Source organism: Parendozoicomonas sp. 209JJ7-1 (assembly GCF_058147085.1).
In genome coordinates, this window is sequence record NZ_JBYVJU010000007.1 from 1 (window position 1) to 13,805 (window position 13,805).

General features: G+C 50.9%; 12 protein-coding genes, 4 tRNA genes and 1 rRNA gene. 16 read left to right on the forward strand and 1 reads right to left on the reverse strand.

What is annotated here, in order from left to right; translation table 11 throughout:
* Nucleotides 1–110 precede the first annotated feature (110 nt).
* Nucleotides 111–226: ribosomal RNA gene (gene rrf / locus ACY2RQ_RS08350) — 5S ribosomal RNA — on the forward strand.
* A 69-nt stretch (nt 227–295) separates the two neighbouring features.
* Here rrf and ACY2RQ_RS08355 read toward each other — a convergent pair.
* A complete protein-coding gene (locus ACY2RQ_RS08355; RefSeq protein WP_490112511.1) occupies nt 296–907 on the reverse strand; it encodes a DUF924 family protein in 612 nt (203 codons plus the stop codon).
* 83 nt (nt 908–990) lie between these two features.
* Between ACY2RQ_RS08355 and birA the strand changes: the two genes are divergently transcribed.
* The 15 genes from birA (at nt 991) to rpoB (ending at nt 13,756) form a co-directional block, all read left to right on the forward strand.
* Nucleotides 991–1,959 (forward strand): bifunctional biotin--[acetyl-CoA-carboxylase] ligase/biotin operon repressor BirA, encoded by a 969-nt coding sequence (gene birA, locus ACY2RQ_RS08360; protein ID WP_490112512.1) that lies wholly within the window; start codon nt 991–993, stop codon nt 1,957–1,959.
* Nucleotides 1,946–2,686, forward strand: coding sequence for a type III pantothenate kinase (locus ACY2RQ_RS08365; RefSeq protein WP_490112513.1), 741 nt, complete (start codon nt 1,946–1,948; stop codon nt 2,684–2,686). The genes birA and ACY2RQ_RS08365 overlap by 14 nt, the downstream gene beginning before the upstream one ends.
* A gap of 6 nt (nt 2,687–2,692) precedes the next feature.
* On the forward strand, nt 2,693–3,403 hold the full coding sequence (locus tag ACY2RQ_RS08370; RefSeq protein WP_490112514.1) for an SPOR domain-containing protein: 711 nt from the start codon (nt 2,693–2,695) through the stop codon (nt 3,401–3,403).
* Nucleotides 3,404–3,556: 153 nt separating this feature from the next.
* A tRNA-Tyr gene (locus tag ACY2RQ_RS08375) sits at nt 3,557–3,640 on the forward strand.
* A 114-nt stretch (nt 3,641–3,754) separates the two neighbouring features.
* Nucleotides 3,755–3,828: transfer RNA gene (locus tag ACY2RQ_RS08380), tRNA-Gly, on the forward strand.
* A gap of 14 nt (nt 3,829–3,842) precedes the next feature.
* A tRNA-Thr gene (locus tag ACY2RQ_RS08385) sits at nt 3,843–3,918 on the forward strand.
* An 88-nt stretch (nt 3,919–4,006) separates the two neighbouring features.
* Nucleotides 4,007–5,230: an elongation factor Tu gene (tuf, locus tag ACY2RQ_RS08390; protein WP_490112515.1), complete on the forward strand. Its 1,224-nt coding sequence runs from the start codon at nt 4,007–4,009 to the stop codon at nt 5,228–5,230.
* A gap of 121 nt (nt 5,231–5,351) precedes the next feature.
* Nucleotides 5,352–5,427: transfer RNA gene (locus ACY2RQ_RS08395), tRNA-Trp, on the forward strand.
* Between the two features lie 43 nt (nt 5,428–5,470).
* On the forward strand, nt 5,471–5,842 hold the full coding sequence (gene secE / locus ACY2RQ_RS08400) for a preprotein translocase subunit SecE (RefSeq protein ID WP_490112516.1): 372 nt from the start codon (nt 5,471–5,473) through the stop codon (nt 5,840–5,842).
* 9 nt (nt 5,843–5,851) lie between these two features.
* The gene (gene nusG / locus ACY2RQ_RS08405) at nt 5,852–6,385 is read left to right on the forward strand and encodes a transcription termination/antitermination protein NusG (RefSeq protein WP_490112517.1); all 534 of its coding nucleotides are present in this window, start codon (nt 5,852–5,854) and stop codon (nt 6,383–6,385) included.
* A gap of 165 nt (nt 6,386–6,550) precedes the next feature.
* Nucleotides 6,551–6,982, forward strand: coding sequence for a 50S ribosomal protein L11 (gene rplK, locus ACY2RQ_RS08410; RefSeq protein WP_490112518.1), 432 nt, complete (start codon nt 6,551–6,553; stop codon nt 6,980–6,982).
* Nucleotide 6,983: 1 nt separating this feature from the next.
* A complete protein-coding gene (rplA, locus tag ACY2RQ_RS08415; RefSeq protein WP_490112519.1) occupies nt 6,984–7,679 on the forward strand; it encodes a 50S ribosomal protein L1 in 696 nt (231 codons plus the stop codon).
* A gap of 333 nt (nt 7,680–8,012) precedes the next feature.
* On the forward strand, nt 8,013–8,543 hold the full coding sequence (rplJ, locus tag ACY2RQ_RS08420) for a 50S ribosomal protein L10 (RefSeq protein WP_490112520.1): 531 nt from the start codon (nt 8,013–8,015) through the stop codon (nt 8,541–8,543).
* Between the two features lie 105 nt (nt 8,544–8,648).
* A complete protein-coding gene (gene rplL, locus ACY2RQ_RS08425; protein ID WP_490112521.1) occupies nt 8,649–9,023 on the forward strand; it encodes a 50S ribosomal protein L7/L12 in 375 nt (124 codons plus the stop codon).
* A gap of 653 nt (nt 9,024–9,676) precedes the next feature.
* Nucleotides 9,677–13,756 carry a DNA-directed RNA polymerase subunit beta gene (gene rpoB, locus ACY2RQ_RS08430; protein ID WP_490112522.1) on the forward strand — a complete coding sequence of 1,360 codons (4,080 nt, stop codon included), beginning with the start codon at nt 9,677–9,679 and terminating at the stop codon, nt 13,754–13,756.
* Nucleotides 13,757–13,805: the final 49 nt, after the last annotated feature.

A 13,805-nucleotide genomic window follows, 5' to 3' on the forward strand; every position in this document is an offset into this window, starting at 1 on the left:
AACGAAGCATCGCCGATGGTAGTGTGGGGCTTCCCCATGTGAGAGTAGGTCATCGCCAGGCTTCAAATTCGAATATCCAGACCGATTGTCTGTTTATTCAAACAGTTTTGCTTGACGGCAAAAGAGCTTTGGAACCACCCGATCCCATCCCGAACTCGGCAGTGAAACGAAGTATCGCCGATGGTAGTGTGGGGCTTCCCCATGTGAGAGTAGGTCACTGTCAAGCTTTAAATTAAAAACCCTGAAAGGTCTCCTTTCAGGGTTTTTTCGTTGTGCATGATTTTTTGTTTGCGCCTTACTGGCCAAAGGTGGCGGCTTCCCTTTCCAGCCAGTTTTTTTCCTCTTCTGTGGTGTCTCTTTGAAGTGCTGTGTTCCTGTATGGAAAACGGCCAAAGCGAGCAATAATATCTCTGTGGCTTTGGGCGTAGTTTATGCTGCTCTCTACAATTTCTTTTTTCTCTGCTGGGACTTCTTTAGCTAGTGATAAAAATACTTTGATGGATAGCTCCTGGGCCTCCAGATTTTCAGCATGCATCAGAGGCATATAAACAAACTGGCGCTCTGAGTAGTTCAGCTCTTTATCCCAGCCTTTCCCTATACATTGATAGGACAGTTCAAGGGCTCGCTTATCACCTGCAAATGCTTTTGCTGCTTTTCGGTAAATATTCCGGGGAAACTGATCCAGAAGAATAATAAGGGCCAGAAGGCTTTTTGGGGATTGCTCCCATTCAGATAAACCGCCTTCAATGGCCTTGTCTGCAGAGGCTTTAAATTTTGCTGAGATTTCAGAGTCAGTATCAGGGCTGGAACCAAACCAGAGTGGTCCTTTGTTTTCGGTTGGGTAGCCATCTTTCATAGGGCCGAACCAGAAGGATAATACGGATTCCGGGGTGATATTCGGGGTCATGTCTGGGTGTCCCGCAATTTGCCACTGTCCTCTCCGAGATTGTCACTATATTATCCGGCTATCAAGAGATATAGATATTGCCCATGGAAAGTTTATTAAAGCTGTTGGCGGATGGTCGCTTTCATTCCGGAGAGGAGCTTGGTGCTGCTCTGGGGGTCAGCCGTGCGGCGGTTTGGAAAAAGCTGAAGACATTATCGGATCTAGGGCTCAGTGTTGATGCGGTCAGAGGGAAAGGGTATCGCCTTCCGACGAGTATTGAGTTATTGAACCACAATTCCGTGCTTTCTGGAGTGACTCCTGATGTTCGGGATGATGTGGCCCTTGATTGTCGCCTGATTACCACGTCGACCAATGATGATGTGCGAAAAATTCCAAAAGACCGGGGGCGGTGGCCTGTATGCATATCGGAATATCAGAGTCAGGGGCGTGGTCGCAGGGGGCGGGTCTGGCAGAGTCCGTTTGGTGCCTCCCTCTATTTTTCCATGGTGTGGCGAGTGGATGGCGGCCTTGCCGGTATGGAAGGGCTGAGTCTGGCTGTTGGATTGGTTGTATTAAGGACGTTGGAATCTCTGGGGGTGCCGGGTCTGAAGTTAAAGTGGCCCAATGATATTTTGGCGGGCGACAAAAAGCTTGCCGGTGTCTTGCTGGAGATAAGTGGTGATCCGATGGGGGTCTGTGAAGTTGTTATTGGAACAGGTATCAATCTGGCTCTTGGTCTTGAACAAAAAGCAAAAATTGATCAGCCGGCCACAGATGTAAAAACGGTATCGGGAAGGGTTATCAGCAAAAACCGCTTGGCGGGTATGCTGATAGGTAGCCTTGTGGATATGCTGACAACTTTTAAAAGTTATGGCTTCACGCCTTTCCGAACGCAATGGCAGGAGTACGATGCTTTTGCCGGGCAACCAGTTGTGTTGAGCATGGGTGCAGGAAGCGTTTCGGGAGTGGTTGCGGGTGTCAATGATGCCGGGGCTGTACTTATAAAAGGCGATTCAGGAATCACGGCGTACTCCGGAGGGGAGATTTCTCTGCGTAAATATGAATATTCTTGATATTGATGCAGGAAATACGCGTCTGAAGTGGCGATTTCATGAGAATGACAAAGAGTCTCTGGCGGGCACGTTATCCAATCGCAGCAATCAGGAATTTCTTGATGCTTTTTGCAGGGCATTACCAGCTCCTGTTGATATATGCAGGTTGTCGTCAGTCAGATCGAAAGAAAAAGTAAACGACCTGGTGCAGGTGCTTGAGGAAGGCCTGAGCGTAAATGTTCTGCAACCCGTTCCGGTAAATGATCTGGGGGGGCTTGTTGTGGAAGGTGTTGATCCCGCCAGGCTCGGATGTGATCGGTGGCTCGCTATGCTGGCTGGAGTGTGTCTCTATCCCGGGAGAAACATTATTGTTGTGGATAGTGGAACTGCCCTTACTCTGGATGTTATCGGGGCTGATGGTGTTTTCCTGGGAGGGCTGATTTGCCCCGGGATTAACACAATGCTTACGGCTATGGTGAAAACGGCAGACCGGCTGGTTTTGCCGGAGCGTCTGGATTGCAAAAGGGGTACAGCGCTCCACAGTATTCAGGCCGTACAAAATGGTGCACTGTCTATGGCTGTTTCATTAATAGAAAAAGAAGTTGAACGATTAAATAGGGAGGTTGTTGTTGTTTTATGTGGCGGGGATGCATCAATCCTGGCAGAAAGCCTGGAGATTCCCGTTCAGCATCAACCGGATTTGGTGTTTACAGGGCTTGAAGTTGCATTGCCCGTACGGGAACTATAACGAGTCATGATTATGCGCTGGTTGCTGGCTGTGCTTCTTGTTTTAAATTGTGGTTACTTTGCTTATAACCAGTGGTTCCGGGAAGTTGAAGTAAAGTCTGAGAAAGAAATCTCCCAGCCTGTCTCCGGAGAAGTTATACGCCTTTTGTCTGAAGATATTGCTTCAGGCAGGGCGGAGCGAATAGCTTCTGCTTCTTCTGAGGTTGTTCAGGAGTCTGTGCAGAAGGCGAAAACCTTCCTTTGTACACAGATTGGGGCTTTTCAGGCTGAAGGCACTGCTGACCAAGTTGTGCAAAGACTGATGGCGGCAGGTATAGGCTCAGATATCCGCAAGGTGAAAGTTCCCACCAGGCCGGATTTCTGGGTTTATATTCCACCCCTGCCAAACAGAGGTGCGGCTATTCGAAAGCTGAAAGAACTTCAGGCAAATAAAATAGACAGCTTTATTATTACCGAAGGTGATCTGGCCAATGGCATTTCCCTGGGCCTGTTCACAAAAGAAAAGTTGGCCAGGCAGTTATACGACAAATACTCGGCAGAAGGTTACAATGTAAAAAAGAAAGAGTTGGAGCGCTTTCATTTTGAATACTGGGTTGAGATAAAAAGAGAGGATCGGGATCTTTTCAGTGATGAGCTTTGGGCCAGTATTAAGGAGAGATACGGGTTTGTAGAAAAACACGACAATTTGTGTGATGCACCTGTTGCAAGCCCTCAGTAGTTTCAATAGAATGCGCCTCGCGCTGGTGAGGCAGGCGTCGCAAACGAGGGGAGGTTAGTCGAAAATAAATTAACTTTTTCTAACCGTTTGAAAAGAGAAGAAAAACTTCTCTTGACATCGAAAGGTCTCAAGATAAAATATCGGCGAAAATAAGGTGGGGTTCCCGAGCGGCCAAAGGGATCAGACTGTAAATCTGACGCGAAAGCTTCGCTGGTTCGAATCCAGCCCCCACCACCAAACATTTCAAGGTTGAAATGCCATGCTCTTGAAGGGTGCTTCAACTCTGTTATTCTCATAATGTTTTTTCGTGACCTGTTTTTCTGTATGGGTCCGGGTTTTCATGTGGGTTATGCGGGTATAGTTCAATGGTAGAACCTCAGCCTTCCAAGCTGATGATGCGGGTTCGATCCCCGCTACCCGCTCCAATATCTTTTTTGTGGCTCTTATAGCTCAGTTGGTAGAGCGCATCCTTGGTAAGGATGAGGTCACCGGTTCAAATCCGGTTAAGAGCTCCATGTTTCTTGGGGTAGATACTTTGTGTCTGCCCTGTTTGCGTATGTGCGGTTGTCGCGCAGATCTCGAAAGCCTCAAGCGGAGAGCGTTATGGCTAAGGAAAAGTTTGAACGTACGAAGCCGCACGTAAACGTCGGCACCATCGGTCACGTTGACCACGGTAAAACCACTCTGACGGCAGCTCTGACTCGCGTTTGCGCCGAAGTTTTCGGTGGTGAGATGAAGGCTTTCGATCAAATCGATAACGCTCCCGAAGAGCGTGAGCGTGGCATCACCATCTCTACTGCCCACGTAGAGTATGATTCCGACAAGCGTCACTACGCCCACGTAGACTGCCCCGGACACGCTGACTACGTTAAGAACATGATCACCGGCGCTGCCCAGATGGACGGCGCGATTCTGGTTTGTGGCGCTACCGACGGCCCCATGCCCCAGACCCGTGAGCACATCCTTCTGTCCCGTCAGGTTGGTGTACCCAGGATTGTTGTTTTCCTGAACAAGGCTGACCTGCTGGCTGAAGATTGCGGCGGTGTTGGTTCTGAAGAGTACGCTGAGATGCTGGAACTGGTTGAAATGGAGCTGCGTGAGCTGCTGGACACGTATGAGTTCCCCGGTGACGACACTCCGATCATCGCTGGTTCCGCTCTGATGGCCCTGAACGGCGAAGACGACAACGAACTGGGTACTACTGCTGTTAAGAAGCTGGTTGAGACTTTGGATACTTACATCCCTGAGCCTGAGCGTGCTATCGACCAGCCCTTCCTGCTGCCTATCGAAGACGTATTCTCCATCGCTGGTCGTGGTACTGTTGTTACCGGTCGTGTTGAGCGAGGCGTCATCAAGGTTGGTGAAGAAGTCGAAATCATCGGCATCAAAGAAACCACCAAGACCACTGTTACCGGTGTTGAAATGTTCCGTAAGCTGCTCGACGAAGGTCGTGCGGGTGAGAACGTTGGTGCCCTGCTGCGTGGTGTGAAGCGCGAAGAGATCGAGCGTGGCCAGTGTCTGGTTGCCCCTGGCTCCGTAACTCCTCACACCAAGTTTGAATCTGAGGTTTACGTGCTGTCCAAGGACGAAGGTGGTCGTCACACTCCGTTCTTCAAAGGCTACCGTCCTCAGTTCTACTTCCGTACCACTGACGTGACCGGTAACGTAGAGCTGCCCGAAGGCGTTGAAATGGTAATGCCTGGCGATAACATCCAGATGGTTGTTACCCTGATCGCGCCTATCGCGATGGAAGACGGTCTGCGTTTCGCTATCCGTGAAGGTGGTCGTACTGTTGGCGCAGGTGTTGTTGCCAAGATCATCGAGTGATAATGATGGCTCTTCTTGTTCTGTAAGTGGTTGAATTTGCTCCGGGATGGTGTATAGTACGCGCCCCGGAGCTGCTTGGAATCCGTGAGGATTTTTTGGCTTAAGGGATTCATTTTTCAGTAGGCCATTAGCTCAATTGGTAGAGCACCGGTCTCCAAAACCGGGGGTTGGGAGTTCGATTCTCTCATGGCCTGCCAGATCCCTTCCCGGATAAGTCCCTGATCTGTTGAGATATTCTGGATGAGTGGTAAAACAGAGATAGAAACCGTCAGTCGCTATGATGGCCTGAAATGGGTTATTGCGGTGCTTCTCGTGCTTGCTGGGGCGAGTGCGAATGTTTATTTTGCTGATGTGTCTATTCTGTACCGGGCCATTGGTCTGGTCGTGCTGGCCTGTGTGGTTGTTGCTGTCGCTCTGCAGACAGAAAAAGGACAGACATTCTGGGGGCTTCTGCGTGATGCCAAGGCCGAAGTTCGCAAGGTTGTATGGCCGACACGTCAGGAAACAGTACAGACCACCGTTATCGTAGTATTGGTCGTGCTGGTAATGAGCCTGGTTTTATGGGGTTTGGATAGTCTGCTAGGCTGGATTGTCAGCAGCCTGATTGGATAAGGACAGAAGATGGCTAAACGTTGGTATGTTGTCCACGCCTACTCCGGATACGAGAAACAGGTGCTTCGCTCTCTGGGTGAGCGAGTCAAGCTGTATGGTATGGAAGACCTGTTTGGCGAGATTCTGGTTCCTACAGAAGAAATCGTAGAAATCAAGAACGGGCAGAAGCGTAAAAGTGAACGTAAGTTCTTCCCGGGCTATGTCCTGGTGCAGATGGAGATGACTGAAGACTCCTGGCATCTGATTAAGGATACTCCCAGGGTTCTTGGTTTTATTGGTGGTACGGCAGACAAACCCATGCCGATCACCCAGAAGGAAGCAGATGTTATCCTTCAGCACGTCCAGGAGGGTGGTGACAAGCCACGTCCCAGGACGTTGTTCGAGCCCGGCGAAATGGTGCGGGTTATTGATGGCCCCTTCGCAGATTTCAATGGTGTTGTCGAAGAGGTGAACTACGAGAAGAGCAGGCTGCAGGTTGCAGTTATGATCTTCGGTAGATCTACTCCGGTTGAGCTTGAATTCGGGCAGGTAGAGAAAAGCTGATTCGCTGCTGTAAGGCGGTGTCAGGCAGATATGGAATTTCTGGCCTCGCATGTCGTAGAAGTACGTAGTGCGGGGCTTTTGGTGTCCGGGGTTAATCCCTGGTTGTGGGGAGCCGAGCTGATTCTCTGAATCGGTATGGCGTTTGAACCCTTTAAGAGGTTTATCATGGCTAAAAAAGTTACAGCTTATATTAAGCTGCAAGTGCCTGCTGGTAAGGCAAACCCGTCTCCGCCCGTTGGTCCTGCTCTGGGTCAGCACGGCGTGAATATCATGGAATTCTGTAAGGCTTTTAATGCTCAGACTCAAAGCGTTGAAGCTGGAATGCCGATTCCTGTAATCATCACCGTTTACAATGATCGCAGCTTTACTTTCGAAACCAAGACTCCGCCGGCTTCCGTCCTGCTGAAGAAGGTTCTGAAGCTGAAGAAAGGTTCCGGTCGCCCCAACACTGAAAAAGTTGGTACTGCTACCCGCGAACAGCTGCTGGAAGTTGCCAAGATCAAAGAACCTGATCTGACTGCTGCTGACGAAGACGCCGCTATCCGTACCATCGCTGGTTCTGCCCGTTCCATGGGTATCAATGTGGAGGGCATCTAAGATGGCAAAACTGACTAAGCGTGCCAAGCTGATCGCTGAAAAGGTTGAGTCCACCAAGGCTTACTCTTTTGAAGATGCCGCCAAAATTCTAACTGAACTGTCCACCGTTAAGTTCAAGGAATCTGTAGACGTTTCCGTGAACCTGGGTGTTGATCCCCGTAAATCCGATCAGGTTGTACGTGGCTCCGCTATTATGCCCAGCGGTACTGGCAAAGACGTTCGCGTAGCTGTATTTACTCAGGGCGCTAACGCTGAAGCTGCTACAGCTGCCGGTGCTGACATTGTTGGTATGGATGACCTGGCTGCCCAGGTTAAAGCTGGCGAAATGAACTTCGACGTCGTTATTGCTTCTCCGGATGCAATGCGTGTTGTTGGTCAGCTGGGCCAGATTCTGGGTCCCCGCGGCCTGATGCCCAACCCCAAAGTTGGCACTGTAACTCCTAATGTTGCAGACGCAGTCAAGAACGCTAAATCTGGTCAGGTACGTTTCCGTACTGATAAAAACGGTATCATCCACGCCAGTGTTGGTAAAGTTGATTTTGAAGCAGCCGCTCTGAAAACCAACGTTGAGGCGCTGGTTGCAGAGCTCAAGAAGCTGAAGCCTGCTTCTGCCAAGGGCGTATATCTGAAGAAGATCACCCTGTCTTCTACCATGGGTCCTGGTCTGACTATCGACGCTTCTACTTTAGATATATAAAAACTGGGATATCTGATCCTGTAGAACTGATAGCAAAAATTCGCTGTTGCGCAGTGAGTGCTGCGCAACAGTAACCATCTTTGGGGTCCTCGCATTCGAGGACTGTCAAAGATCGCAGGTGCTGATCTGCCTTTTCAGTGGAAGCTGAACCTTTTCGGTATTAACTGGAAGAGCAGGGCGGAAATGCTTAATTTCCTGCGTAGACGGTGAATCGATTGTCTGACAATTAGCCCTTCACCGTATTAAGTATCGCTGGGTTTTGCACCGCAATGCAGAACTTAGTGAGTGAAGCACTTTACTAAGAAGCACTTTACTAAATTGGAGTAAAGCCCCATGGCGTTAGGTCTCGAAGACAAGAAAGCGATTGTCGCTGGTGTCAATGAGGCTGCCCAAAATGCTTTGTCGGCTGTAATCGCGAACTACCGCGGCCTGACTGTTGACCAGATGACTGCCCTGCGCAGTGAAGCCCGTAAAAACGGTGTTTACCTGAAGGTCGTACGTAACACTCTGGCCAAGCGTGCTGTTCAAGGTACTGATTTTGAGTGCCTGAACGAAGCTTTGGTAGGTCCTACTATCCTGGCGTTATCTCAGGAAGATCCGGGCTCTGCGGCTCGTGTCCTGAAGGAATTCGCTAAGGAAAATGACGCACTGGAAGTGAAGGCTCTGTCCATTGGCGGCAAGCTGCTCGGAGCCGAGCAGCTTGACGTTCTGGCCAAAATGCCGACCCTGGATCAGTCGCGTGCGATGCTGATGAGCGTGATGATTGCACCTGTGACCAAGCTGGTACGGACTATGAACGAGTTCCCGTCCAAGATCACCCGTGCAGTGGCAGCTGTTGCCGACGAGAAGAAGAAAGCCGCCTGATTTTTAAGATCAGGTTTTATGTAGCGCCCTTCTGATCGTTTTAACTTATTTTGCTCTCGCAAGAGGGTACAGGTTTTACCCTGAAGAATTCTGGAGAATAGAGAAATGGCTCTGTCCAAAGAAGATATACTGAACGCTATCGCTGAAATGAGCGTAATGGAAGTTGTTGAGCTGGTTGAAGCAATGGAAGAGAAGTTCGGCGTTTCTGCCGCTGCTGCTGTTGCTGCTGCTCCTGTTGCTGCAGGCGACGCTCCTGTTGCTGCCGAACAGACTGAGTTCGACGTAATCCTGACTGGCGCTGGCGACAAGAAAGTCAACGTTATCAAGGTTGTCCGTGCTGCTACTGGCCTGGGTCTGAAAGAAGCCAAGGCTGTTGTAGACGGCGCACCTTCTCCTGTTAAGGAAGGCGCGTCCAAGGACGAAGCTGAAGAGCTGAAGAAGCAGCTGGAAGAAGCTGGTGCATCTGTAGAAGTTAAGTAATTCTACTTTGCATGCTAAGGCTTATTGCAGAATAAGCCGAATGGCTGGTGCCTGAAGGCACCGGCCTCTTTCCGTTGTTAAGGCTTAATCTTCTGGAAACTATCCGGAGTTAGCTGTACCCTGTCATGTTAGCTGTCGAGGTGATTCGGTTGTGGCCGGTATTCGACGGAAAAGAATAATCGTCTGGTGACAGGCGTGATCGGTTTTGTTATGCGGAATGCGCGAAAAACTGCATAACCAGGCTGGTTTGAAAGTAAAAGTATTTGTGTTCTGGTCAACTTGGTTTGGCGGTTCAGAATCTGCGGAACAGCAGGTTTGCGGGGGTAGGCACTCGGCTTGCAGCAACTATTGCGAGTGGTTTCATGACAGACTTTTTCGACTTCATGTTCAACGGGGTTCCGGTGGGCAGAGGTCTTTTTCTGTGTGAAAAGCTGGGCTTTTCCTAGTATTCCCTTCTGTACCAGTGAGGTTCGGTTTTGGGTTAGAGCCGGACAAACCAAGTTTACCGGAGCACCGGTCGTGAAGGCTTCGTTTTCTTCGTAAAACGTGGACTTCAGGAAACTAAATGAGAGGCTACCCGCCCTCGAGACAAAGGTCGTGGCCTATGTAGGCTTGCACGACAGATCCGCAGGTGACCTAGCTGGGGAACGCTGATGGCTTACTCGTATACAGAGAAAAAACGTATCCGTAAGGATTTCGGCAAACTGCCGCAAGTCATGGATGTGCCCTATTTACTGGCAATTCAGCTGGATTCCTATCGGAAGCTGTTGCAAACCGATACGGGTCCGGAAGGACGTAACGATATCGGATTGCACGCGGCTTTCAAGTCCGTATTTCCGATTGTCAGCTACTCAGGCAATGCAGCACTGGAATATGTTGGATACCGTTTAGGGACTCCGGCATTTGACGTAAAAGAATGCCAGTTGCGTGGCGTAACCTATGCCGTGCCTCTGCGCGTCAAGGTGCGTCTGATTATCTATGACAGAGAAAGTGCCAATAAGGCAATCAAGGACATTAAGGAACAGGAAGTCTACATGGGCGAAATTCCGCTCATGACTGACAACGGTACCTTCGTTGTAAATGGTACCGAGCGGGTGATTGTATCCCAGCTCCACCGTTCTCCGGGTGTTTTCTTTGACCACGACCGTGGTAAAACCCATTCATCCGGCAAGCTACTTTATTCCGCGCGGGTTATTCCCTACCGTGGTTCCTGGCTGGACTTCGAGTTTGATCCGAAAGATCTGCTTTTTGTTCGTATCGACCGTCGTCGCAAGCTGCCGGCAACAATTTTGCTGAGAGCCCTGGGCTACAGCAGTGAACAAATCCTGGATCTGTTCTTCGAAAGCAACGGATACAAAATTGGCAGCGAAGGTGTCACCTTCGATCTGGTGCCTGAGCGTCTGCGTGGCGAAGCAGCCAGCTTCGACATCAAAGACCCTGATGGCAATGTGATTGTTGAGCAGAGCCGTCGTGTCACTGCGCGTCATATTCGTCAGCTGCAGAAAGCCAATATCAGAACTCTGGATGCACCGCCCGAATACATCCTGGGCAAGGTGCTGGCCAAGCCGGTTATCCACTCCGCCACTGGTGAAATCCTGGTTGAGTGCAACACTGAGCTGACCATGGAACTCTATGAGAAGCTGCTGGCTGCCGGCGTTAAGTCCGTTGAGGTTATTTATACCAACGAGCTGGACTGTGGTTCTTATGTTTCCGATACCCTGCGTGCCGACACCACTACAAACGCCATGGAAGCACTGGTAGAAATTTACCGTATGATGCGCCCTGGTGAGCCGCCTACCAAGGAAGCCGCTGAGCAGCTGTTCCAGAACCTGTTCTTCACCGCCGAGCGTTACGACCTGTCCGCTGTTGGCCGTATGAAGTTCAACCGTCGCCTGGGTCGTGGGAGCGACACCGGCTCCGGTATCCTGGATAACGCCGATATCACCGAAGTTATGAAGACTCTGGTGGATATCCGTAACGGTAAGGGCGTATGTGACGATATTGACCACCTGGGTAACCGTCGTGTCCGTTCCGTTGGTGAAATGGCAGAGAACCAGTTCCGTGTCGGCCTTGTGCGTGTAGAGCGTGCGGTCAAGGAACGCCTGTCCATGGCAGAATCCGAAGGCCTGATGCCCCAGGATCTGATCAACGCCAAGCCTGTTGCAGCGGCTATCAAGGAATTCTTTGGTTCCAGTCAGCTGTCCCAGTTTATGGACCAGAACAACCCGCTGTCCGAGGTTACTCACAAGCGTCGTGTTTCTGCTCTCGGTCCTGGTGGTCTGACCCGTGAACGTGCCGGCTTTGAGGTTCGAGACGTACACCCCACTCACTATGGTCGTGTATGTCCTATTGAGACCCCTGAAGGTCCGAACATCGGTCTGATCAACTCCCTGGCAACCTATGCCCGCACTAACGCATACGGTTTCCTGGAGTCCCCGTACCGTAAGGTTATCGACGGTCAGGTGACTGATGAGATTAATTACCTGTCTGCTATCGAAGAAGGTGAGTATGTTATCGCTCAGGCTTCTGCGACAGTCAACGAAAAGGGTAAGCTGAGCGAAGACCTGGTTAACGTTCGTCACCGCAACGAAGTGACCCTGACGCCTCCGGAAAATGTTCAGTACATGGACGTTTCTCCCCGTCAGGTTGTGTCTGTTGCGGCATCACTGATTCCGTTCCTGGAACACGATGATGCGAACCGTGCATTGATGGGTTCCAACATGCAGCGTCAGGCTGTACCTACCCTGCGTGCTGACAAGCCGCTGGTTGGTACCGGTATGGAGCGCAACGTAGCCCGTGACTCCGGTGTATGTGTCGTGGCCAAGCGTGGCGGTACTATCGAGTCTGTTGATGCCAGCCGTATCGTTATTCGTGTGAACGATGACGAAGTTCAACCTGGTGAAGCCGGTGTTGATCTGTACGGTATGACCAAGTACACCCGTTCTAACCAGAACACCTGCATCAACCAGCGTCCTCTGGTTAAGGCTGGTGAACATATTGCTCGCGGTGACATCCTGGCTGATGGCCCGTCCATCGACATGGGTGAGCTGGCTCTGGGTCAGAACATGCGTATCGCGTTCATGCCCTGGAACGGTTACAACTTTGAGGACTCCATGCTCGTATCTGAGCGTGTGGTTCAGGAAGACCGCTTCACCACGATCCACATTCAGGAACTGACCTGTGTGGCCCGTGACACCAAGCTGGGTTCCGAGGAAATCACCTCTGATATTCCTAACGTTGGTGAGTCCGCCCTGAACAAGCTGGATGAAGCCGGTATTGTTTACGTGGGTGCGGAAGTGGAAGCTGGCGATATCCTGGTTGGTAAGGTGACGCCGAAGGGCGAAACCCAGCTGACCCCGGAAGAAAAGCTCCTCCGTGCCATCTTCGGTGAAAAGGCCTCTGACGTTAAGGACACCTCTCTGCGTGTTCCGACCAGCGTGAAAGGTACTGTTATCGACGTTCAGGTCTTCACCCGTGACGGTGTAGAGAAGGACACCCGTGCTCAGGCTATTGAAAAGTCTCAGCTGGATGAAGTTCGCAAGGATCTGAATGAAGAGTTCCGTATCGTAGAGGGTGATACCTTTGCCCGTTTGCTGACGGCTCTGGAAGGGCAAAAGGTCGATCGTGGCCTGAACCTCACGAAAGGCGACACGGTAACGTCCGAATACCTCGAAACCCTGGAACACGAGCAGTGGTTCAAGCTGGTTATGGCAGACGAAAGTCTGAATGAACAGCTGGAAGCTGCCCAGAATCAGCTGGCCGAGCTGCGTGCCCAGCTGGATGAGCGTTTCGAAGATAAGAAAAAGAAACTGCAAACCGGCGATGACATGGCACCTGGTGTCCTGAAAATCGTTAAGGTTTACCTCGCTATCAAGCGCCGCATTCAACCCGGTGACAAGATGGCAGGTCGTCACGGTAACAAGGGTGTTATCTCCATCATTATGCCGGTAGAAGATATGCCGCACGATGATCAGGGTAACCCGGTTGATATCGTACTGAACCCGCTGGGTGTACCGTCCCGTATGAACGTAGGGCAGGTACTGGAAACCCACTTGGGTGCAGCGGCACGCGGTCTGGGACACAAGATTAATAAAATGATCGAGTCCCAGCAGGCGATTGCCAAGATCCGCAAGTTCCTCAACGAAGTTTATAACGTTGTTGGCGCAGGACGTGACCTGGAAGAAATCGACACCTTCTCGGATCAGGAACTTATGGAGCTGGCTCGCAACCTGTGCAAGGGTGTTCCCATGGCCACCGCCGTATTTGACGGTGCCAAGGAAGCGGAAATCAAGGCGCTGCTGCGTTTGGCAGATATGGATGACAGTGGTCAGGTTTCCCTGTACGACGGCCGTTCCGGTGATCGTTTCGAGCGTCCGGTAACTGTCGGTTACATGTACATGCTGAAGCTGAACCACCTGGTAGACGACAAGATGCATGCTCGTTCTACCGGCTCCTATTCTCTGGTAACCCAACAGCCTCTGGGTGGTAAAGCCCAGTTTGGTGGTCAGAGATTCGGTGAGATGGAAGTGTGGGCACTGGAAGCATACGGTGCTGCCTACACCCTTCAGGAAATGCTCACGGTTAAGTCCGATGACGTTGCTGGTCGTACCAAGATGTATAAGAACATCGTCGACGGTGACCATCGTATGGAACCGGGAATGCCTGAGTCCTTCAACGTGTTGGTGAAGGAAATCCGTTCTCTGGGTATCGATATTGAGCTGGAATCCGAATAAATATTTATTCGGAGCCGCTCGGGTCAAGGGTTAATGCTTCGGCGGGCAC